Raw genomic sequence first — 16,542 nt, 5'->3', positions numbered from 1 at the left:
AACGGACAACCGGAGGTCTTTACCTAATGTCGCGCAAACGCCCGTCGATTCGAGCCGTAGCCGTTTCTCTCGTCCTGATCGCGATCGCAGCCGTGACCGTCACCGCCAGTTTCGACGGCGGATGGGCTGTTGAGGCGATGTTTGGGACAAATCGGACGGATATGGCTGACGCGGCCGAGGTGCGCCTTCCGGACCGGCCGAGGTTTTGGGAACCAAGGCCTCTGATCTTTTTCGAGCCAATTGACGAAGTAATGCTCGGTTCGGGTATCAGCTTGTCAGCGATCAACACGGCCTACACCCAGAATTTCGACACGCTCGCGAACAGCGGTACGTCGAGTACGGTGCCGGCTGGATGGGCGTTCAACGAGTCAGGGGGGAGTGCGGATACGATCTATTCCGCAGGAACGGGTTCCTCGGCCACTGGCGACACCTACAGTTTCGGGGCGGCGGCGGCAACGGACCGCGCGTTCGGCGGATTGCTGAGTGGGAGTCTGGTCCCTACTATCGGGGCTTCGTTTACGAATGACACAGGGCTTGTGGTCAATGCCCTGCTGATCAACTTCACGGGTGAGCAGTGGCGGTTAGGGGCGACGGGGCGAGAGGACCGGCTTGATTTCCAGTACAGCCTCGACGCGACAAGCCTGACGACCGGCACGTGGACAGATGCTAACCCGTTCGACTTTGTCGCGCCCGTGGCCACCGGTTCCACAGGGGCCCTGGACGGAAATCTCGCCGCAAACCGAACGGTGAAAAGCAGTACCCTGTCGGGCCTTACGCTGGCAAATGGCGCGACCATATGGATCCGGTGGAACGATCTTAATGCATCCGGCGCGGACGACGGATTGGCTATTGACGACTTCAGCATCACGCCGCGGGCTCTACCGGCTATTACAGGGGCAAACGCGACCGCCGTCACATCGAGCAGTGCCACCTTTAACGCGACCGTCAACCCGAATGGCAACCCTACGACCGTGTGGTTTAGGTATTCTGATACCGCGCCGCCGGGCGGCTGCGATGACACCTTCGGGACAAAGGTCCCCGTGGCGGGAATAACCATCGGCTCCGGCACTACCGGCGTGGCCGTCTCGGAACCGGTAACGGGCTTGAGTCCCGGGACGCTCTATTTCTACTGCGCCATCGCCCAGAATGGCGGCGGGACGTTCGGTGACGGAGTGCTCTGGGGATTCATGACCGACGCGGCCTCGCCGACGCCAACGCCTTCGCCTACGCCCGCTGAGACTGAGGTTGTCTTGAGCCCCGGCGGGCTGACGATCACGGATGTTAACGGCGGGACGTCGGCGGACGGCCTGACGATCTCGTGCAGCTCGGGCACGCTGGTGATCACCGACCCGGGCAACACGGTCCAAGCCAGAATGGGTGTGACGCAGGTTGACCCGAATACGGTCAGCGTGTCGATAGGCGCGGTGATGGGCCAGATCGTGTTTGACACGCTCGACGGCAATGATTCGGTGACCATCGATGTATCGGCGTGTTCGTCGCTGCCGTCATTGGGATTTGCGTATCACGGCGGCGCGGGCACGGGCGATTCTATGACGCTGGTCGGCACGCCGTCGAGTGTCTCGCACACATTTACCAACCAGACCGATGGCAGCATGTTTATCGGCGGTTCGCCGACTGCACCGATAGCGTACACGGGGCTTGAGAGCATCGAAGACGGTCTGATCGCCGCGGACCGGACGTTCGATCTGCCGGCCGGGCCGACCTCGGCCAAGATCGGCGACGACGGGACGCCGATGAATTCGACCTCGCGTATAACCGGTGACACGTTTGTGACCGTCGATCTCAGGTCGCCGAGCGGCACCCTCACGATAAACCGCGGCAACGCGGCCGACATCATCGAGATCAGCGGGCTGCCTGATTCTAACGCTTCGCTCGTGATCGGCACCTCGACGGACCCGTTTGGCACGATCAACCTCACTGGGCCGATAACGACGACCGGCAGCGTTTCGCTGGCCGGCGGCTCGGTCAATTCGACGATGTCGGGAACGGTCGAGACCGGTACGAGCTTTACAGTCTATTCGACGGGGACGATGAACACGCTCGCCGGCGCCATCGGCGGAGCGATGTCGAACTTTAGGGTGACGGGCGGGACGTTTACCGTCACCGGCATGAACACCTACGGCGGCAAGACGATCGTCCGCGGCGGCGGCGTGATCAGGGTCGATTCGGACACGCGGCTCGGCGCCGCCCCGGGAGCGTTTGAGGACGGCGATATCGTAGTGGATGGCGGAACGATCGAGGTGACGTCGACGTTTACGCTGCACCAGTACCGAGGCGTCTGGGTCGGGCCGGACCTGGGCGTAGGGAGCGGCAGATTCACTGTGACTCCGGGCAACGAATTCTATATTGAAAGCCTGATCGACGATAACGGCGGCGGTACCGGAGGCGTGATCGTGACCGGTGGCGGACGAGTGGTCTTTTCGGAAACAAATACCTATCACGGCCCCACGTTAATTATCGACAGTGGTACGCTGAGCATCAGTTCGGACGATAATCTCGGCACCGGGCCGGTTGTGCTGACGCCCGGGCATCTCGTGGTCGATAACGGCACGCTGGAGGTGACATCGTCGCTGACACTCGATGCGGAACGCGGCGTGTATGTCGGGCCCGATGCGGGCAACGGCACTGGTACGCTCAACGTGACGTCGGGAACGGTCGTGGTGGTCGATGGCCCAATCGAGGACAACGGCGGCGGCAGCGGTGGACTGATCGTGACCGGCGGCGGCACGGTCGAGGTTACCGATACATCCACATTTACATACGGGGCTGTCGTCAGCGATGGCACGATCGTCGTAACGGGCTCGTTCCTTACCTACGTTGAGGTCGAGGACGACGGCACGCTTGCCGGCACCGGGACGGTCGAGGACATGGTGACCGTTAATGACGGCGAGGTCTCGCCGGGCGAGAGCCCCGGCATTTTGAACACCGGCAGCATAAGCTTTACGGCAGGCTCGGAATTCACCGTCGAGATCAACGGCCCGACCGCGGGCACGGGCTATGACCAATTGAATGTCACCGGCACCGTTGCGCTCGGCGGCGCGACGCTCAACGCTTCGGGGACGCTGACATCATCGCCGGGACAGACATTTGTGATCATCGCGAATGATGATGCCGAGGCCGTGACCGGCACGTTCAACGGCCTCGCCGAAGGAGCCATCGTTACCGTAAACGGTGTAAACCTGACCGTCAGCTACGTAGGCGGCACAGGCAACGATGTGACGTTGTCCGAGCCAGTCGCGCCAACGCCTACACCGACGCCGACGCCGACGCCGACACCAACGCCGACACCGACGCCGACGCCTACGCCTACGCCGATGGACCGGTATGTCGCAACGACAGGCGTTGATACGGGCGATTGCACAAATTCGGGCAGTCCGTGCGCGACTGCGCAGTACGCCCACACCCAGGCGGTGAATGGCAATACGATCTTCGTCGCCGCGGGTATCTACACTCAGCCGAACATCATTATTTCAAAGAGTGTGCTCATCGTCGGTGCCGGTGCGACGTCGACCATCTTCGAAGCTGCGAACGCTCCGGGCGTGGCGACGAATCGTGTCTTTAACATTGGCCCAACATCGGTCGTGTCTATGTCGGATCTGACGATTCGTCATGGTCGTATCGTCGGGAATGATACTTTTGCCTCGGGCGGCGGTATCCAGTCGTTTGGTGAGCTGACGCTGACCCGATGCGTGGTCACGGCCAATCAGGTATCTACCACAGGCGTGGCGGGGGCTAACGGCGCGGGGATATATATGAGTTCCGGGGGTGGATCGTCCCCGAGCCTGACGCTTGTCGACAGCACGGTATCGAGCAACATTGCGACGGGTGACGCGGCGAGTTCGGTAGGCGGCGGGGGCATCGCTGTCATTGACGGATCCCTGCGGATCGAGAACAGCACGATCTCGTCCAATCAGACGGTCGGCGGCAGTTCGGCCCAAGGCGGCGGGCTCTTTTTCAACAATAACTCGGCAACCGTAATAAACAGTACGTTCTCGGGCAATTCGGTGGGCACCGCAACAGTAAATAGGCGTGGTGGCGGTATTTCGACTGGCACCGGCACGCTCGATATCACCAACAGCACGATAACGCAGAACAGTGTCGCGGGCGGCGGCGGTGGCGGAGTCTCGGCAACCGGAGTCGTGATGAGCCGAGGTTCACTTTTTGCCGGCAATACGGCAGGGGTCGGGCCTGATTTCTTTGGTACCGTTAACTCTACAGGTTTCAACCTTTTTGGCAATACAGCCGGCACGGTCGGCGTCGTCGGGACCGATATTGTGAATCCGAATCCTATCCTTGGCCCGCTGGCTGATAACGGCGGCCCGACGATGACGCACGCGATATTGCAGGAGAGCCCGGCGCTCGATACCACCCCGCTCGGAACTAACGGATGCGGAACGACGCTTACGATCGATCAACGCGGCCTCGGACGGCCATTTAACGGCAACTGCGATACGGGCTCGTACGAGAGCCAGAATAACGAGTGCGATTACTGCGTGCTGCAGACGCCGTCGAGCTTCTCGGTGACGACCGGCACGATGACCCCGTCGATCTTTGGCCGAATATTCGAGTTGGGCGTGACCGAGGCCGGCGGCGCTTCGTCGGCGGTAACGGCGGAAGTCGGCTATGGGCCGGACGGTACCGATCCGCGTACGTCGCCCAGCTGGACGTTCTTCCCCAGCACGTTCAACGTCCAGGTCGGCAACGACGACGAGTATCAGGGCTCGTTCACCGCACCCGCGGTGGGAACCTACCGCTATACATGCCGGTTCTCGCTCGACAGCGGCCTAAACTGGACCTATTGCGACCTCAACGGAGCCGGCAGCAATCCGGGCCTCATCTTCGAACCCGGCCAACTCGGTGTTATGACCGTCAATCCCGTCGCGTCGCCGACACCGACGCCAAGTCCTACGCCGATGTACACGGTGACGTATGACGGGAATGGGAATACGGGCGGGATGCCGCCAGTCGATCCGAACAGCCCCTACAACGCTGGCTCAACGGTGACGGTGCTGGGTAATACGGGCGGGCTTGTGAGGACTGGTTTCGTTTTCCAAAACTGGAACACGCAGCCGGACGGATCGGGGTTCGTCCGTGTGCCGGGCGGCACGTTTACGATAAACGAGAATACGACGTTGTATGCAAGATGGATACTCGCCCCGACGCTCGGGGCGTATCCGGACACGGCGGTCGCCATCGGCGGGAATACGACGGTTACGCCGTCCGTACCACCCACACAAACGTCGTTCACGACCGCTTCGACGACGTCAGATTTTACAGGGACATTCACAGTCGTGCCGAGCACAGGTGTTGTCAGAGTGACGAACGCGCACCCCGTAGGAACACATACGGTGACGGTATATGCCCGCGGGCCGGGTGGGCTGGTATCGACGACATTCACGCTGACCGTAACGGCCGCCGCTTGCAGCGGTATCTCAGGTTTTAGCACACCGACATCCGTTGGGGAGAACGCAGAAACATACGGGATGACCGTCGGTGACTTCAATAGTGACGGCCGGCAGGACTTTGCGATCGCTAAACGGCAGTTTAATAGCGTGTCGGTTATGCAGCGGAACGTCTTAAATACCGGGTTCGACTTCCTCGGCCCTTTTGCGGTCGGGGTTGGTCCTGAGGACGTCGGCGGCAGCGACCTTGATGGTGACGGCAGACAGGATCTTGTGGCCGCAAATTCGGGCTTCCTCGCGAATACCGTGACGGCTCTCGTTCGCGGCCCGACAACTTTTTCGTCAGCCGGCTCATTCTCGGTAGGATCGGGGTCTCAGGAACCAAGGTCGATCGCGATCGGTGACCTCAACGGCGACGGCAGACAAGACGTGGTCACCGGTAATGCAGGCTTATCGGTTCACGCCGTCGCGGTATTAATGCGCACGCTGGTCGGTGTCCCGGATTTTGACACTCCTGTCAGTTTGCCGGTTGGAAGCCAGCCTGAGGATGTGGCCGTTGGCGACGTTAGCGGTGATGGAATGCGTGACATCGTTGTGGCCAGGCATGGTGCGGATGTTTCGGTATTGGTCAGAAACAGTGGGAATACCGGATTTGATCCGCCGGTGGACTTCGGCGTTGGCACCTTCGCGAAGTCGGTAGCCCTGGCCGATATTAACGGCGACGGAAGAATTGACATCATTACTGCAAACAGCGGCAGTGATACCGTGTCGGTGTTGTATAGGACCTCGTCGGTAGCGCTTAGTTTTGAACCGGCGGAGAATATTCCTGTTGGGGCATTCCCGGTGAGGGTCGCAGTCGGTGACTTCAACGGAGACGGTAAACAGGACATTGCCTCCCTTGAATTCAGCAGCAATCTCTCGATCTTGCTTAGGAATGCGGCCAACACGGGATTTGAGTCTCCTGTGTCGCATGCACTTCCAGGCCCGCCGGCGTCCATCGTGGTAGGTGACTTTAACGCCGATGGCATCCAGGACATCGTTGTCGGATACGCACCAACCCGTGTTCAGTCGATATTGACCGGAACCTGCACATTGGCCCCGACCCCAACGCCGACGCCGACACCGACGCCGACGCCGACACCGACGCCAACGCCGACGCCGACGCCAACGCCAACACCAACACCAACACCGACGCCAACGCCGACGCCGACACCTACGCCGACACCAACACCAACGCCAACGCCAACGCCGACGCCGACGCCGACACCAAGTCCGACGTGTTATCCGGCACCGAGCGGGATGGTGGCGTGGTATAAGGCCGAGAACAACGCGAGCGATGCGACCGGCCTTAACAACGGCACGCTGCAGGGCGGAGCGGGCTTTGCGGCCGGCATGGTCGGGCAGGCATTGAGCCTAAATGGCACGAACCAGTGGCTCGAAGCCCCTGACAGCCCGAGCCTGCGGCCAAGCGCGTTCTCGCTAGACGCGTGGATCTATAAAACGAGTGCGGCTTCGGGAGGCATCATTGCGAAGGAACTCGGCTCTGGTAATTGGAACTCGTACTTCATGTACGACGGCGGCGGGACGCTCAACCTGCAGGTCAATAACCTCACGGCCGGTGCCTACGCCGACTGGGCCGTCCTCTTCAATCCGACCCCAAACACCTGGTACCACGTCACAGCTACGTGGGCGAACACGAACGGCAACATCAATGACGCCCAACTTTACATCAACGGCGTTCCGCAGCCGACCGCCGGGTTCATTACCAGCAACTACAACTCGGGCTTCACGATCGAATACAACAGCCAGCCGTTCTATGTCGGCAGGCTGCAGTCTGGCGGATATTTCCCCGGCCGGATCGATGAGGCAGAGGTATTCAACCGCGTGCTGGCACCGGCCGAGGTGCTGGGCATATACAACGCAGGAAGTGCCGGCAAGTGTCCGCTGCCGACACCTACGCCAACACCGACGCCGACACCGACGCCGACACCGCCGGATCCTGCACCGACGGCGGTGGGGAATTCAGTGGACATAACGGCACCGGGCGGTGTGATGCACTTCTTTGACGTGACATACACGGACACGGGCTTTAATGCGGGGATGAATGTGAGTTCGCTCGACGGCGGTGACATCAGGGTCACCGGCCCGGGCGGGTTTGACGTGCCTGCGGCCTACTTTATCGTGGACAATCCGACAAACGGCACGCCTCGGACGGCCCAGTACGGGATCATCCCGCCGGGCGGGACGTGGGACTTTGCCGATAACGGGACGTATCAGATCGTGGTTCAGCCGACGCAGGTGGCAGACATCGGGCCAAACTTTGTAGCAACGGGCACTGTGGAGACATTCACGGTGAATATACCCTTCGTAACCCCAAGCCCGACACCGACGCCAACACCGACGCCGACGCCGACGCCAACTCCAACACCGACGCCAACACCGACGCCAACGCCGACGCCGACGCCAACGCCGACGCCAACTCCAACGCCGACACCGACGCCGACACCGACGCCGACGCCGACGCCGACACCGACGCCGACGCCGACGCCGACACCGACGCCGACGCCGACGCCGACGCCGACGCCGACGCCGACACCTACACCAACGCCGACGCCTACACCGACGCCGACACCGACGCCAACACCGACGCCGACACCAACGCCGACGCCTACACCGTCGCCTACGCCGTTCATTACATTCGGCTCTCTGACGTATATAGAGGACGAATCACAGACGGCCGTGATCGAGATAGTGAGAACGGGAGACCTGTCAGGCACAAATACAGTGACGTTCTCGACCTCTGACGGGACGGCAACAGGCGGGCCGGCCTGTACTTCGGGGATAGACTACATAACGGTCACGGGACAGGTAGTGACGTTCAACCCGATGGAGACGCTGAAGCTGGTAAATGTCACAGTGTGCGGCGATGTGATACCTGAGCCGAACCAGACGGTTAACCTGCATCTGACTGGGCCATTCACGGGCCGCGAGGCAGAGGGCCACTCTTACATGCCTGAGGCCCAGAACGCCGTTCTGAACATCAACGACACGGCGAGCCAGTTCCGCAATGCCGACCCGATGTGCGTAACGCTGGCCGGAACGGTCGCTCCGTATCCGTCACAACTCACCGTCTCGAATGCCCCGCTGGCCCTTGGGTCGATGCGTGTGACGCTGTATGACCTGTCATACACGGTGCCTGACAACATAGACGCCCTGCTGGTAGGCCCGCTGGGGCAGAAGTTCGTGATCATGGGCGATTCGGGCGGAGCACTGGCCATCCCGACGGGCAACCCCGTGACGCTCAGCTTTACGGATGCCGGTACGGGCGTCTTGCCCAAATGCAGGGCCGCTTGCATCAGGGAACTTTGAACCGACAACGTGGGAGTCGCCTGTCACTAACTTCCCGGGAGCGGCACCACCGGGGCCGTACTCTGAGCCGGGCAAAGACCATAGGCGGCACGGGCACACAGACGTTCTTTGGCAACTACGGCCTGACGAACGCCAATGGCACATGGAACCTCTACATCCGCGATGACGCTGGCAACCCGCTGCACGCACCTGAGTCCATATCAGGCTGCTTTGCGGGCGGCTGGGGCCTTGAGTTCTTTGCGACAACGGCCGCACAAGCCTCGATCTCAGGCCGCGTGATGACAGCCGACGGGCGGCCTATACGCAACGCAACGGTCACCGTCACGGGCAACGGCCTGAGTGAGCCCAGAGTGGTCCAGACGGGCTCGTTCGGCTACTACTCATTCGACGGCCTTGCCACGGGCGAGACGTATGTTGTCACCGTCAGCCAACGCCGCTTCATCTTCCAGACCCCAAGCCGCGTTGTCACCCTCACAGACAACATCGCCGACCTCGATTTCATCGCCGGGCCCGGCCCGGAGGTGATGGACCCGTAAATAGGCGGGACTGCGAATCGTCCGCGACCGTATGCGGACATTCAGGGCGAGGGGAACGAGGCCTCGCCCTTTGCTTTTCAGTTACGCCTAAGCACATGCTTTCGGCTATACTCGAATTATCCTATCTATAAGAAATAAGGAGTTTTTTGAGGTTATGATGAAACGCAGTCTCGTCTTGTTGGTCCTGGCGGCTTTTTTTGCCGCGCTGCCCGTAAGCGCGCAGACGTGGGAATATCCAAAGGCGCGCCGCGCTGACCAAGTCGACGATTTTCATGGCGTAAAGGTTGAGGATCCTTATCGCTGGATGGAAGACACGGAATCGGCTGAGATGCGGGCCTGGATCGAAGCTGAGAATAAGCTAACCTTCGATTACCTTGGGGCTATTCCGCAACGTGCCGCCATCAAGGCCCGTCTGACCGAACTTTGGAATTACGAGCGCTATTCGGCTCCGATGAAGGTCACCGACGGCTTCTATGTCTATTCGAAGAACGACGGCCTGCAGAATCAATCGGTGCTCTACAAGGCCAAGTCGATCGACGATCCGGGCACAGTTTTCTTCGATCCGAACAAGATCGCAAAGGACGGCACGGCGGCACTCGGCGGTTCATCGTTCACCGACGACGGCAAGATCTGGGCCTACAGTGTTGCTGTCGCCGGGTCGGACCGGCGCGAGTGGAAGTTCATGAACACGCACACCGGCGATTTGCTCCCTGACAGACTCGCACCGAACCGTTATGGCAGTTTCTCATGGCTCAATGACAACTCGGGTTTCTTTTACGGCAGTTATGCTCCGGTCGAAAAGGGGCAGGAACTGAAGGCGACGACCTATTACCAGAAGCTGTATTTTCACAAGATGGGCACGCCGCAGAGTGACGATTTTGTCGTGTATGAGCGGCCTGACAACAAGGAATACTTCAGCGGAGCGCAGGTCAGCGAGGACGGCAACTGGCTCATCATCACCGTTGGCAAAGGGACCGAGCGGATGAACATGGTCTATTTCAAGAACCTGACCATGCAGAAGGCACCGATAATGCCGCTTGTCGAAAACCTCAACAACAGCTGGAGCTTTATCGGCAACGACGGTTCGGTTTTCTATTTTGAGACCGACAAGGACGCCTCGCGCGGAAAGGTCGTTAAGGTCGATGCGCTTGCACCGCAAAAGGGCTGGACAGATGTGATTCCCGAATCCGCCGATACGCTTGGAAGTGTCTCGTTCATCAACGATCAGTTCGTTCTGGATTATCTTCACGATGCTGCAACGCAGATCAAGATCTACGAGACCAATGGCAAATTCGTCCGTGAAGTCAAGCTGCCCGGCGTCGGCACGGCGGGCGGATTTGGCGGAAAGCGAAACGATACTGAAACCTTCTATACGTACTCGAGCTACAATGCTCCGCCCACGATCTATCGGTACGATATGAAGACGGGACGGTCGTCGGTCTTTCGTCAGTCGAAGGTGAAATTCGATCCTGCGAAGTTCGAGGTCAAAGAGGTCTTTTATACCTCAAAAGACGGCACGAAAATCCCAATGTTTCTGACCTATAAGAAAGGCCTGAAGCTGAACGGCAAGAATCCGACGCTGCTCTACGGCTATGGTGGATTCAACATCCCGATGACGCCCGGCTTCTCGATAGCCCGTGTCGGATGGCTCGAGATGGGAGGCGTATATGCGGTCGCCTGCCTGCGAGGCGGCAGCGAATACGGCAAGGACTGGTGGAAGGGCGGCTCGCGGCTTAAGAAGCAGAACGTCTTTGACGACTTTGCATGGGCGGCAAAATGGCTGATCGCCAACAAATACACGTCCACGCCCAAGCTGGCGATCAACGGCGGCTCGAATGGCGGCCTGCTCGTGGGTGCGACGCTCAACCAGCATCCTGACCTCTTTGCTGCGGCTGTGCCGCAGGTTGGTGTGATGGACATGCTCAGGTTCGATAAATTTACTATCGGCTGGGCGTGGCGGAGCGATTATGGTGACCCGACGGATGAGGCTGATTTCAATGCGATGTACGCCTATTCTCCATATCATCAGGCAAAACCGGGAACGAAATATCCGCCGGTGCTGGTCACTACGGCGGACCACGATGACCGCGTGTTTCCCGCACACAGCTTCAAATACACGGCCGCGATGCAGCACGCTCAAGCCGGCGATGCTCCGGTCTTGATCCGCATCCAGACACGCGGCGGCCACGGCGCGGGATTGCCGACGACGCTCGCGATAGAGCAGCAGGCTGATATCTATGCGTTTCTGGTCATGAGCCTGGGAATGAAGTAGCGGTTGACAGAGAATACGGAGGGCGGGGTCGATGGACTGACTGGCTGACTATGGTTGATGGTGTTGCATTTTTCAGAGATCTCTGTGTCCTCTACGGCTGATATTCTGATCACGCGATGAAGTTTCAGCACGGTATCTTTGATGACGAAAAGAAGGTCGAGCCGCCTCAGGAGGAGCGGCCGTCGATCGGCGGTCAGGTCGAGAAGAATCGGCTTTTTGAGACCTTAAAGAAAGAAACCAAGAGCGAGCGAAGCTATGCAAGGCTGCTGGCTCTTGTCGCTGTACCGATCCTTATCGTCGGCGGGGCTATTTTCTATTTCACATTGCCGGGGTATGGCGATCGCGTGAGGCCGCCGACAGCAATGGAAATGGCAATTCGGGATCAGATGCTCACAAAACACCAGCGAACCAGCACGGATATAGACGTTTATTACTGCAAGGACTTCTACTGGGCTCGCATCGGCGTAGAATCACGGACCGACGTCCCGGGCAATCCATTAGCCGCTGTCACGACCTACACAGCGCGTATAACAAGTCTGGGGCAGGAGAAGTGGCAGGTAGAAACGACACCACTAACCGAGCCCGGGACTGCCAGGCCCTGCGAACGATAATCGACTCAACCAAAGAGACTAGCCTGCCGGCCGAGCCGGTGCCTCGTCTTCCCGCGTGAATTCGCTGTGGAGGACTACGGGCGGGCCTTTCTTCCGCAGCCTGATATTAAGCATCTCGACAAACACTGAGAATGCCATCGCGAAGTAGATGTAGCCTTTCGGTATGTGGAAGTGCATGCCTTCTGCGATGAGCGATGCGCCGATCATAAGAAGGAAAGAGAGAGCGAGCATCTTTACTGTCGGATGCCGGTGAACAAATGCCCCGATCGAACTCGCAAGCCCGATCATCGCAACGATCGACACCACAACTGCTGCGATCATTATCCAAATCGCCGCTTCGCCGAGTCCACCTTCCGCGACGGGCTTTGTGCTCACCATTCCGACGGCCGTGATGATCGAGTCTAGCGAGAAAACAAGGTTCAGGAGCGTTATCTGGATGACGGCAGATGCAAAGCCGGCTACGGCGGTCTTTCCGCTATCGCCCTCGGGGCCTTCGAGCGAGCCATGTATCTCATGAGTGCTCTTCGCGAGAAGGAACAGGCCGCCTATCAGCAGTATTAGGTCACGGCCTGAGATCGAATAGCCCGCGACCGTAAATAGCGGCGTCGTCAGGCCCATCACCCACGCAAGCGAGAACAGCAGAACGACGCGCATCACCAGCGAGAGCGAGAGCCCTATAAAACGGGCCTGTGAGCGCTTGGGCACAGCGACCCGATTCGACAGGATCGAGATGAAGATCACATTGTCGATGCCAAGAACAAGCTCGAGCACCGTCAGCGTGATGAAAGCGATCCAGACCTGGGGATCAGTGAGGAATTCCATACGTGAGGATAATTATTCGGTAGTTTTACACGGTTTGTCGGCTGCCGCGTCGGCGATCTCACGGGCCCTGTCGTTCTGCTTTGAGACCTCCTCGACGATATCGACGACGCATGAGCCCTTGGGACTGATCTTCGTCACAAACAACACCGATCGGCTCTGCCGGCCGGTCTCGGGATCGGCAACGTAATATCGCGAGATGAGGGCGATCGGGACGCCGCGCTTGACTCGCCATTCAAGCTTTTCACCGATATATGAAAAACTGGCAAAGAATCTAGTAAAGTCGAGCCTCGAACGCTTACCGGCAGGCGAGATGACGTTGATCGTTTGCCGCAGGTCGCCCTCGATCACCTCGAGCTTGTAGCCGCCAACACCGCGGCAGATGCCCACGTAATCGGCATGGGATTCGTCGCCGGTCTTTTTCTGCTTGCAGTCGCTAGTTCTGGTGCTTGTATAAACGGTCCTATTCTGGGCGAGAGCCGCAGAACCGAGCATGAGTATCGCGAACGAAATTACGACAGCAGTCTTCATTTTTCCTCCATGCGTTGATAGACAATACGCCCGCCGACAATACTTGCGACGACACCGCCGTTGAACTGCCATCCGTCGAACGGTGTATTCCGCGATCTGGAACGCGATTCGGCATTAGTGTATGTCCAAGTTAAGGCGGGGTCAATCAGGGTCACGTCGGCGTGCGAGCCGGGCGTTAGCGTGCCGCGTCCCTCGATGCGAAAAATGCGGGCCGGATTTGTCGCGCACATCTCGACGAGCCGTTCGAGGCTAATGACGCCCTTATGGACAAGTTCAGTTAATGCCAATCCGATCGCCGTTTCGAGGCCAATAATGCCGAATGGTGCTCGGTCGTATTCGAGGGCTTTCTCGTCGGCATGGTGCGGGGCGTGATCGGTCGCGATCGCGTCGATGGTGCCATCACGGATGCCTTCGATGATCGCTTCGAGATGTTCTTCACTGCGGAGCGGTGGCGCCATTTTGGTGTTGGTGTCGTAGGCGGAGGGAGTGCGGACACTCTTGTCCGCATCGTCGGTTCCTCCGACGAAGTTGCCGCTCGCGACGCTCGGGTTCGCGTCGAAGCGACGCTCATGCGGACATGAGTGTCCGCACTCCACGGCTCGGTCTGTCAGAGTAAAATGGTGAGGTGTGACCTCGCAGGTGACATTGATGCCTTCGTTCTTTGCACGGCGGACGGCCTCGATCGCTCCTCGTGTCGATACATGTGCGATGTGAATGTGGGCGCCGGTCTCCTTCGCGAGCAGAATGTCACGGACGGCGTCTATCTCCTCGGCAAGTGCGGGCATACCTTTGAGGCCAAGTAGGAGTGATATCTTGCCTTCGTGCATTACGCCGCCGCTCGACAGAGACTTGTCTTCGCAATGGTCGATGACCGGCAGATCAAAATCGCGTGCGTATTGCATCGCTCGTCGCATTATGCCTGCGTTCGGCACCGGCCGCCCGTCGTCTGAAACGGCAACGGCACCGGCGGCTTTCATTTCGCCCATCTCAGCCAGTTCAGAACCGTCGGAAGACTTGGTGATCGCTCCAATCGGGAAGACATTCGCGACTGCTGCCCGCTCAGCCTGCTCGATCATGTAACGAGTGATCGCGGCGTTGTCGTTGACCGGCTGGGTATTCGGCATCGGACAAACACTCGTCCACCCGCCCGCGACCGCTGCGGCACAGCCGCTCGCGATCGTCTCCTTATGCTCCTGCCCAGGCTCGCGCAGATGCACATGCATATCGATAAAGCCGGGAGCAACCAGCAGGCCGCTCGCGTCAAACACCTCACAATCCGCCGGAACAGCCTCTCCGGGCTTGATCCACGCCACGACCTTACCAGCTTCGACCAAAACGGACGTACCTGTATTCTCAGGTGCGGCGGGATCGATGAGATGGCCGTTCGCGATCAGCAATTTCATAGTTCAGTTTCCGGTCGGGCTTCCTGATGCCAGATAGAGCACCGCCATCCGCACGGCGACGCCGTATTTTACCTGGTCGAGGATCAGCGAGCGCGAGCCGTCAGCAACGTCAGATGCGATCTCTATACCTCGGTTCATCGGGCCGGGGTGAAGGACGATGGCGTCTTTCCTCGCCAGATCGAGCCGATCATTGGTGAGGCCGTAGTGTATCGAATATTCCCTTAATGTCGGGAAGTAGGCCGAGTCCTGCCGCTCGCGCTGTATCCGCAGGATCATGACTACGTCAGCTCCGTGCAGAGCATCCTCAACGTGCGGGCAGACGGTGAGGCCGTCACTGACGAAGGACGCAAGATCGCCCGGGACGAGCGTTCCCGGCCCTGCGATGCGGACGTTCGCCCCCAGTTTGGTCAATAGGTGAATGTTAGATCTCGCTACACGGCTGTGGAGGATGTCTCCGACGATCGCGACCTCGAGGCCGTCGATGTGTTTCTTATGCTCGCGGATCGTCATCGCGTCGAGCAATGCCTGTGTCGGGTGCTCGTTCGACCCGTCACCGGCGTTGACGATGGCGGCCTGCGAGACCTTTGCGAGCTGATGCGGCACGCCGGCTGACGAATGTCGGACGACGATACAATCGGGAGCCATCGCGTCGAGATTCAACGCCGTATCAAGCAGCGTTTCGCCTTTGCTCAGACTGGATGACGAGACGCTGATATTGACGGCGTCCGCCGAGAGGCGTTTTGCTGCAAGCTCAAATGAAGTTCGGGTGCGTGTCGAGGCTTCGAAGAAGAGATTGATAATGGTCTTGCCCCTAAGAGCTGGAACCTTTTTGACCTCGCGGCTCGATATTTCGGTAAATGTTTCGGCGGTATCGAGAATGCCGACGATCTCCGCCGGGCTCAGATCGCGGATGCCGAGAAGGTCTCTGCGGCGGTATGGCTTCTTCACTAGGGTCTCTCGAAAATACCGACGGCCTCAACGTCATCAAATTCCTTTAACATCACCTTGATGATCTCAGTCTGTTTTGTCGGAACGGTTTTGCCGACGAAATCGGCCTGGATCGGCAACTCGCGATGTTCGCGGCCGCGGTCGATGAGGACCGCGAGCTGCACACGTTTTGGCCGGCCAAAATCCATCAACTGGTCGAGGGCCGCCCGGATCGTACGTCCTGTGTAGAGTACGTCGTCGATCAGGACGATGGTCTTGCCGTCGATGTCTTCCTCGAGCTCCGTGCGGTTCACGATCGGATTCGCACCGACGGTCGATAGATCATCGCGATAGAGCGTGATGTCAAGAATGCCGTAGAGCGGTTTGACGCCCTCGATCTGTTCTATCTTGTCGCGGATGCGTTCGGCGAGCGGAACTCCGCGTCGGCGGATGCCTACGAGATAGAGGTCGTCGGCTCCTTGATTAGTTTCTGCGATCTCGGTCGAAAGGCGGCGCAGGGCACGCTTCATCGAAGTCGAGTCCATGATCCGCGACTTTTCGACCAGGTGAAATTCATCTGCCATTCGATGCAAATCGTAACAAACAGCCGTGCAAAGTTCAAAGTTTGTCCTACATTAACTAGAATCAAAC

9 protein-coding genes are annotated in these 16,542 nt (G+C 59.2%); 4 read left to right on the top strand and 5 right to left on the bottom strand.

Annotation, left to right across the window (positions count from 1 at the left end; all coding sequences use genetic code 11):
• Nucleotides 1–26 precede the first annotated feature (26 nt).
• The 4 genes from IPM59_12395 (at nt 27) to IPM59_12380 (ending at nt 12,211) form a co-directional block, all read left to right on the top strand.
• The gene (locus IPM59_12395) at nt 27–8,792 is read left to right on the top strand and encodes a VCBS repeat-containing protein (GenBank protein MBK9216367.1); all 8,766 of its coding nucleotides are present in this window, start codon (nt 27–29) and stop codon (nt 8,790–8,792) included.
• On the top strand, nt 8,789–9,328 hold the full coding sequence (locus IPM59_12390; protein MBK9216366.1) for a carboxypeptidase regulatory-like domain-containing protein: 540 nt from the start codon (nt 8,789–8,791) through the stop codon (nt 9,326–9,328). Before IPM59_12395 ends, IPM59_12390 begins: the two co-directional genes overlap by 4 nt.
• Nucleotides 9,329–9,485: 157 nt before the next feature.
• Entirely contained in the window at nt 9,486–11,600 is a 2,115-nt protein-coding gene (locus IPM59_12385) for a S9 family peptidase (protein ID MBK9216365.1), read from the top strand.
• Nucleotides 11,601–11,716: 116 nt separating this feature from the next.
• Nucleotides 11,717–12,211 (top strand): hypothetical protein, encoded by a 495-nt coding sequence (locus IPM59_12380; protein ID MBK9216364.1) that lies wholly within the window; start codon nt 11,717–11,719, stop codon nt 12,209–12,211.
• 18 nt (nt 12,212–12,229) lie between these two features.
• Here the strand turns inward: IPM59_12380 and IPM59_12375 are convergent, their stop codons facing one another.
• From IPM59_12375 to pyrR, 5 genes are read right to left on the bottom strand one after another with little or no spacing between them, the layout of a single operon-like run.
• Entirely contained in the window at nt 12,230–13,033 is an 804-nt protein-coding gene (locus tag IPM59_12375) for a TerC family protein (protein ID MBK9216363.1), read from the bottom strand.
• Nucleotides 13,034–13,045: 12 nt separating this feature from the next.
• Nucleotides 13,046–13,561 carry a hypothetical protein gene (locus tag IPM59_12370; protein MBK9216362.1) on the bottom strand — a complete coding sequence of 172 codons (516 nt, stop codon included), beginning with the start codon at nt 13,559–13,561 and terminating at the stop codon, nt 13,046–13,048.
• Complete coding sequence (locus IPM59_12365) at nt 13,558–14,964, bottom strand: dihydroorotase (GenBank protein MBK9216361.1); 1,407 nt, start codon at nt 14,962–14,964, stop codon at nt 13,558–13,560. The genes IPM59_12370 and IPM59_12365 overlap by 4 nt, the downstream gene beginning before the upstream one ends.
• Before the next feature lie 3 nt (nt 14,965–14,967).
• The gene (locus IPM59_12360; protein MBK9216360.1) at nt 14,968–15,912 is read right to left on the bottom strand and encodes an aspartate carbamoyltransferase catalytic subunit; all 945 of its coding nucleotides are present in this window, start codon (nt 15,910–15,912) and stop codon (nt 14,968–14,970) included.
• Nucleotides 15,912–16,457 (bottom strand): bifunctional pyr operon transcriptional regulator/uracil phosphoribosyltransferase PyrR, encoded by a 546-nt coding sequence (gene pyrR, locus IPM59_12355; GenBank protein MBK9216359.1) that lies wholly within the window; start codon nt 16,455–16,457, stop codon nt 15,912–15,914. The genes IPM59_12360 and pyrR overlap by 1 nt, the downstream gene beginning before the upstream one ends.
• Nucleotides 16,458–16,542: the final 85 nt, after the last annotated feature.

The organism is Chloracidobacterium sp. (assembly GCA_016715795.1).
Classification (GTDB): domain Bacteria; phylum Acidobacteriota; class Blastocatellia; order Pyrinomonadales; family Pyrinomonadaceae; genus OLB17.
This window is presented reverse-complemented; position numbering and strand designations above follow the sequence as displayed.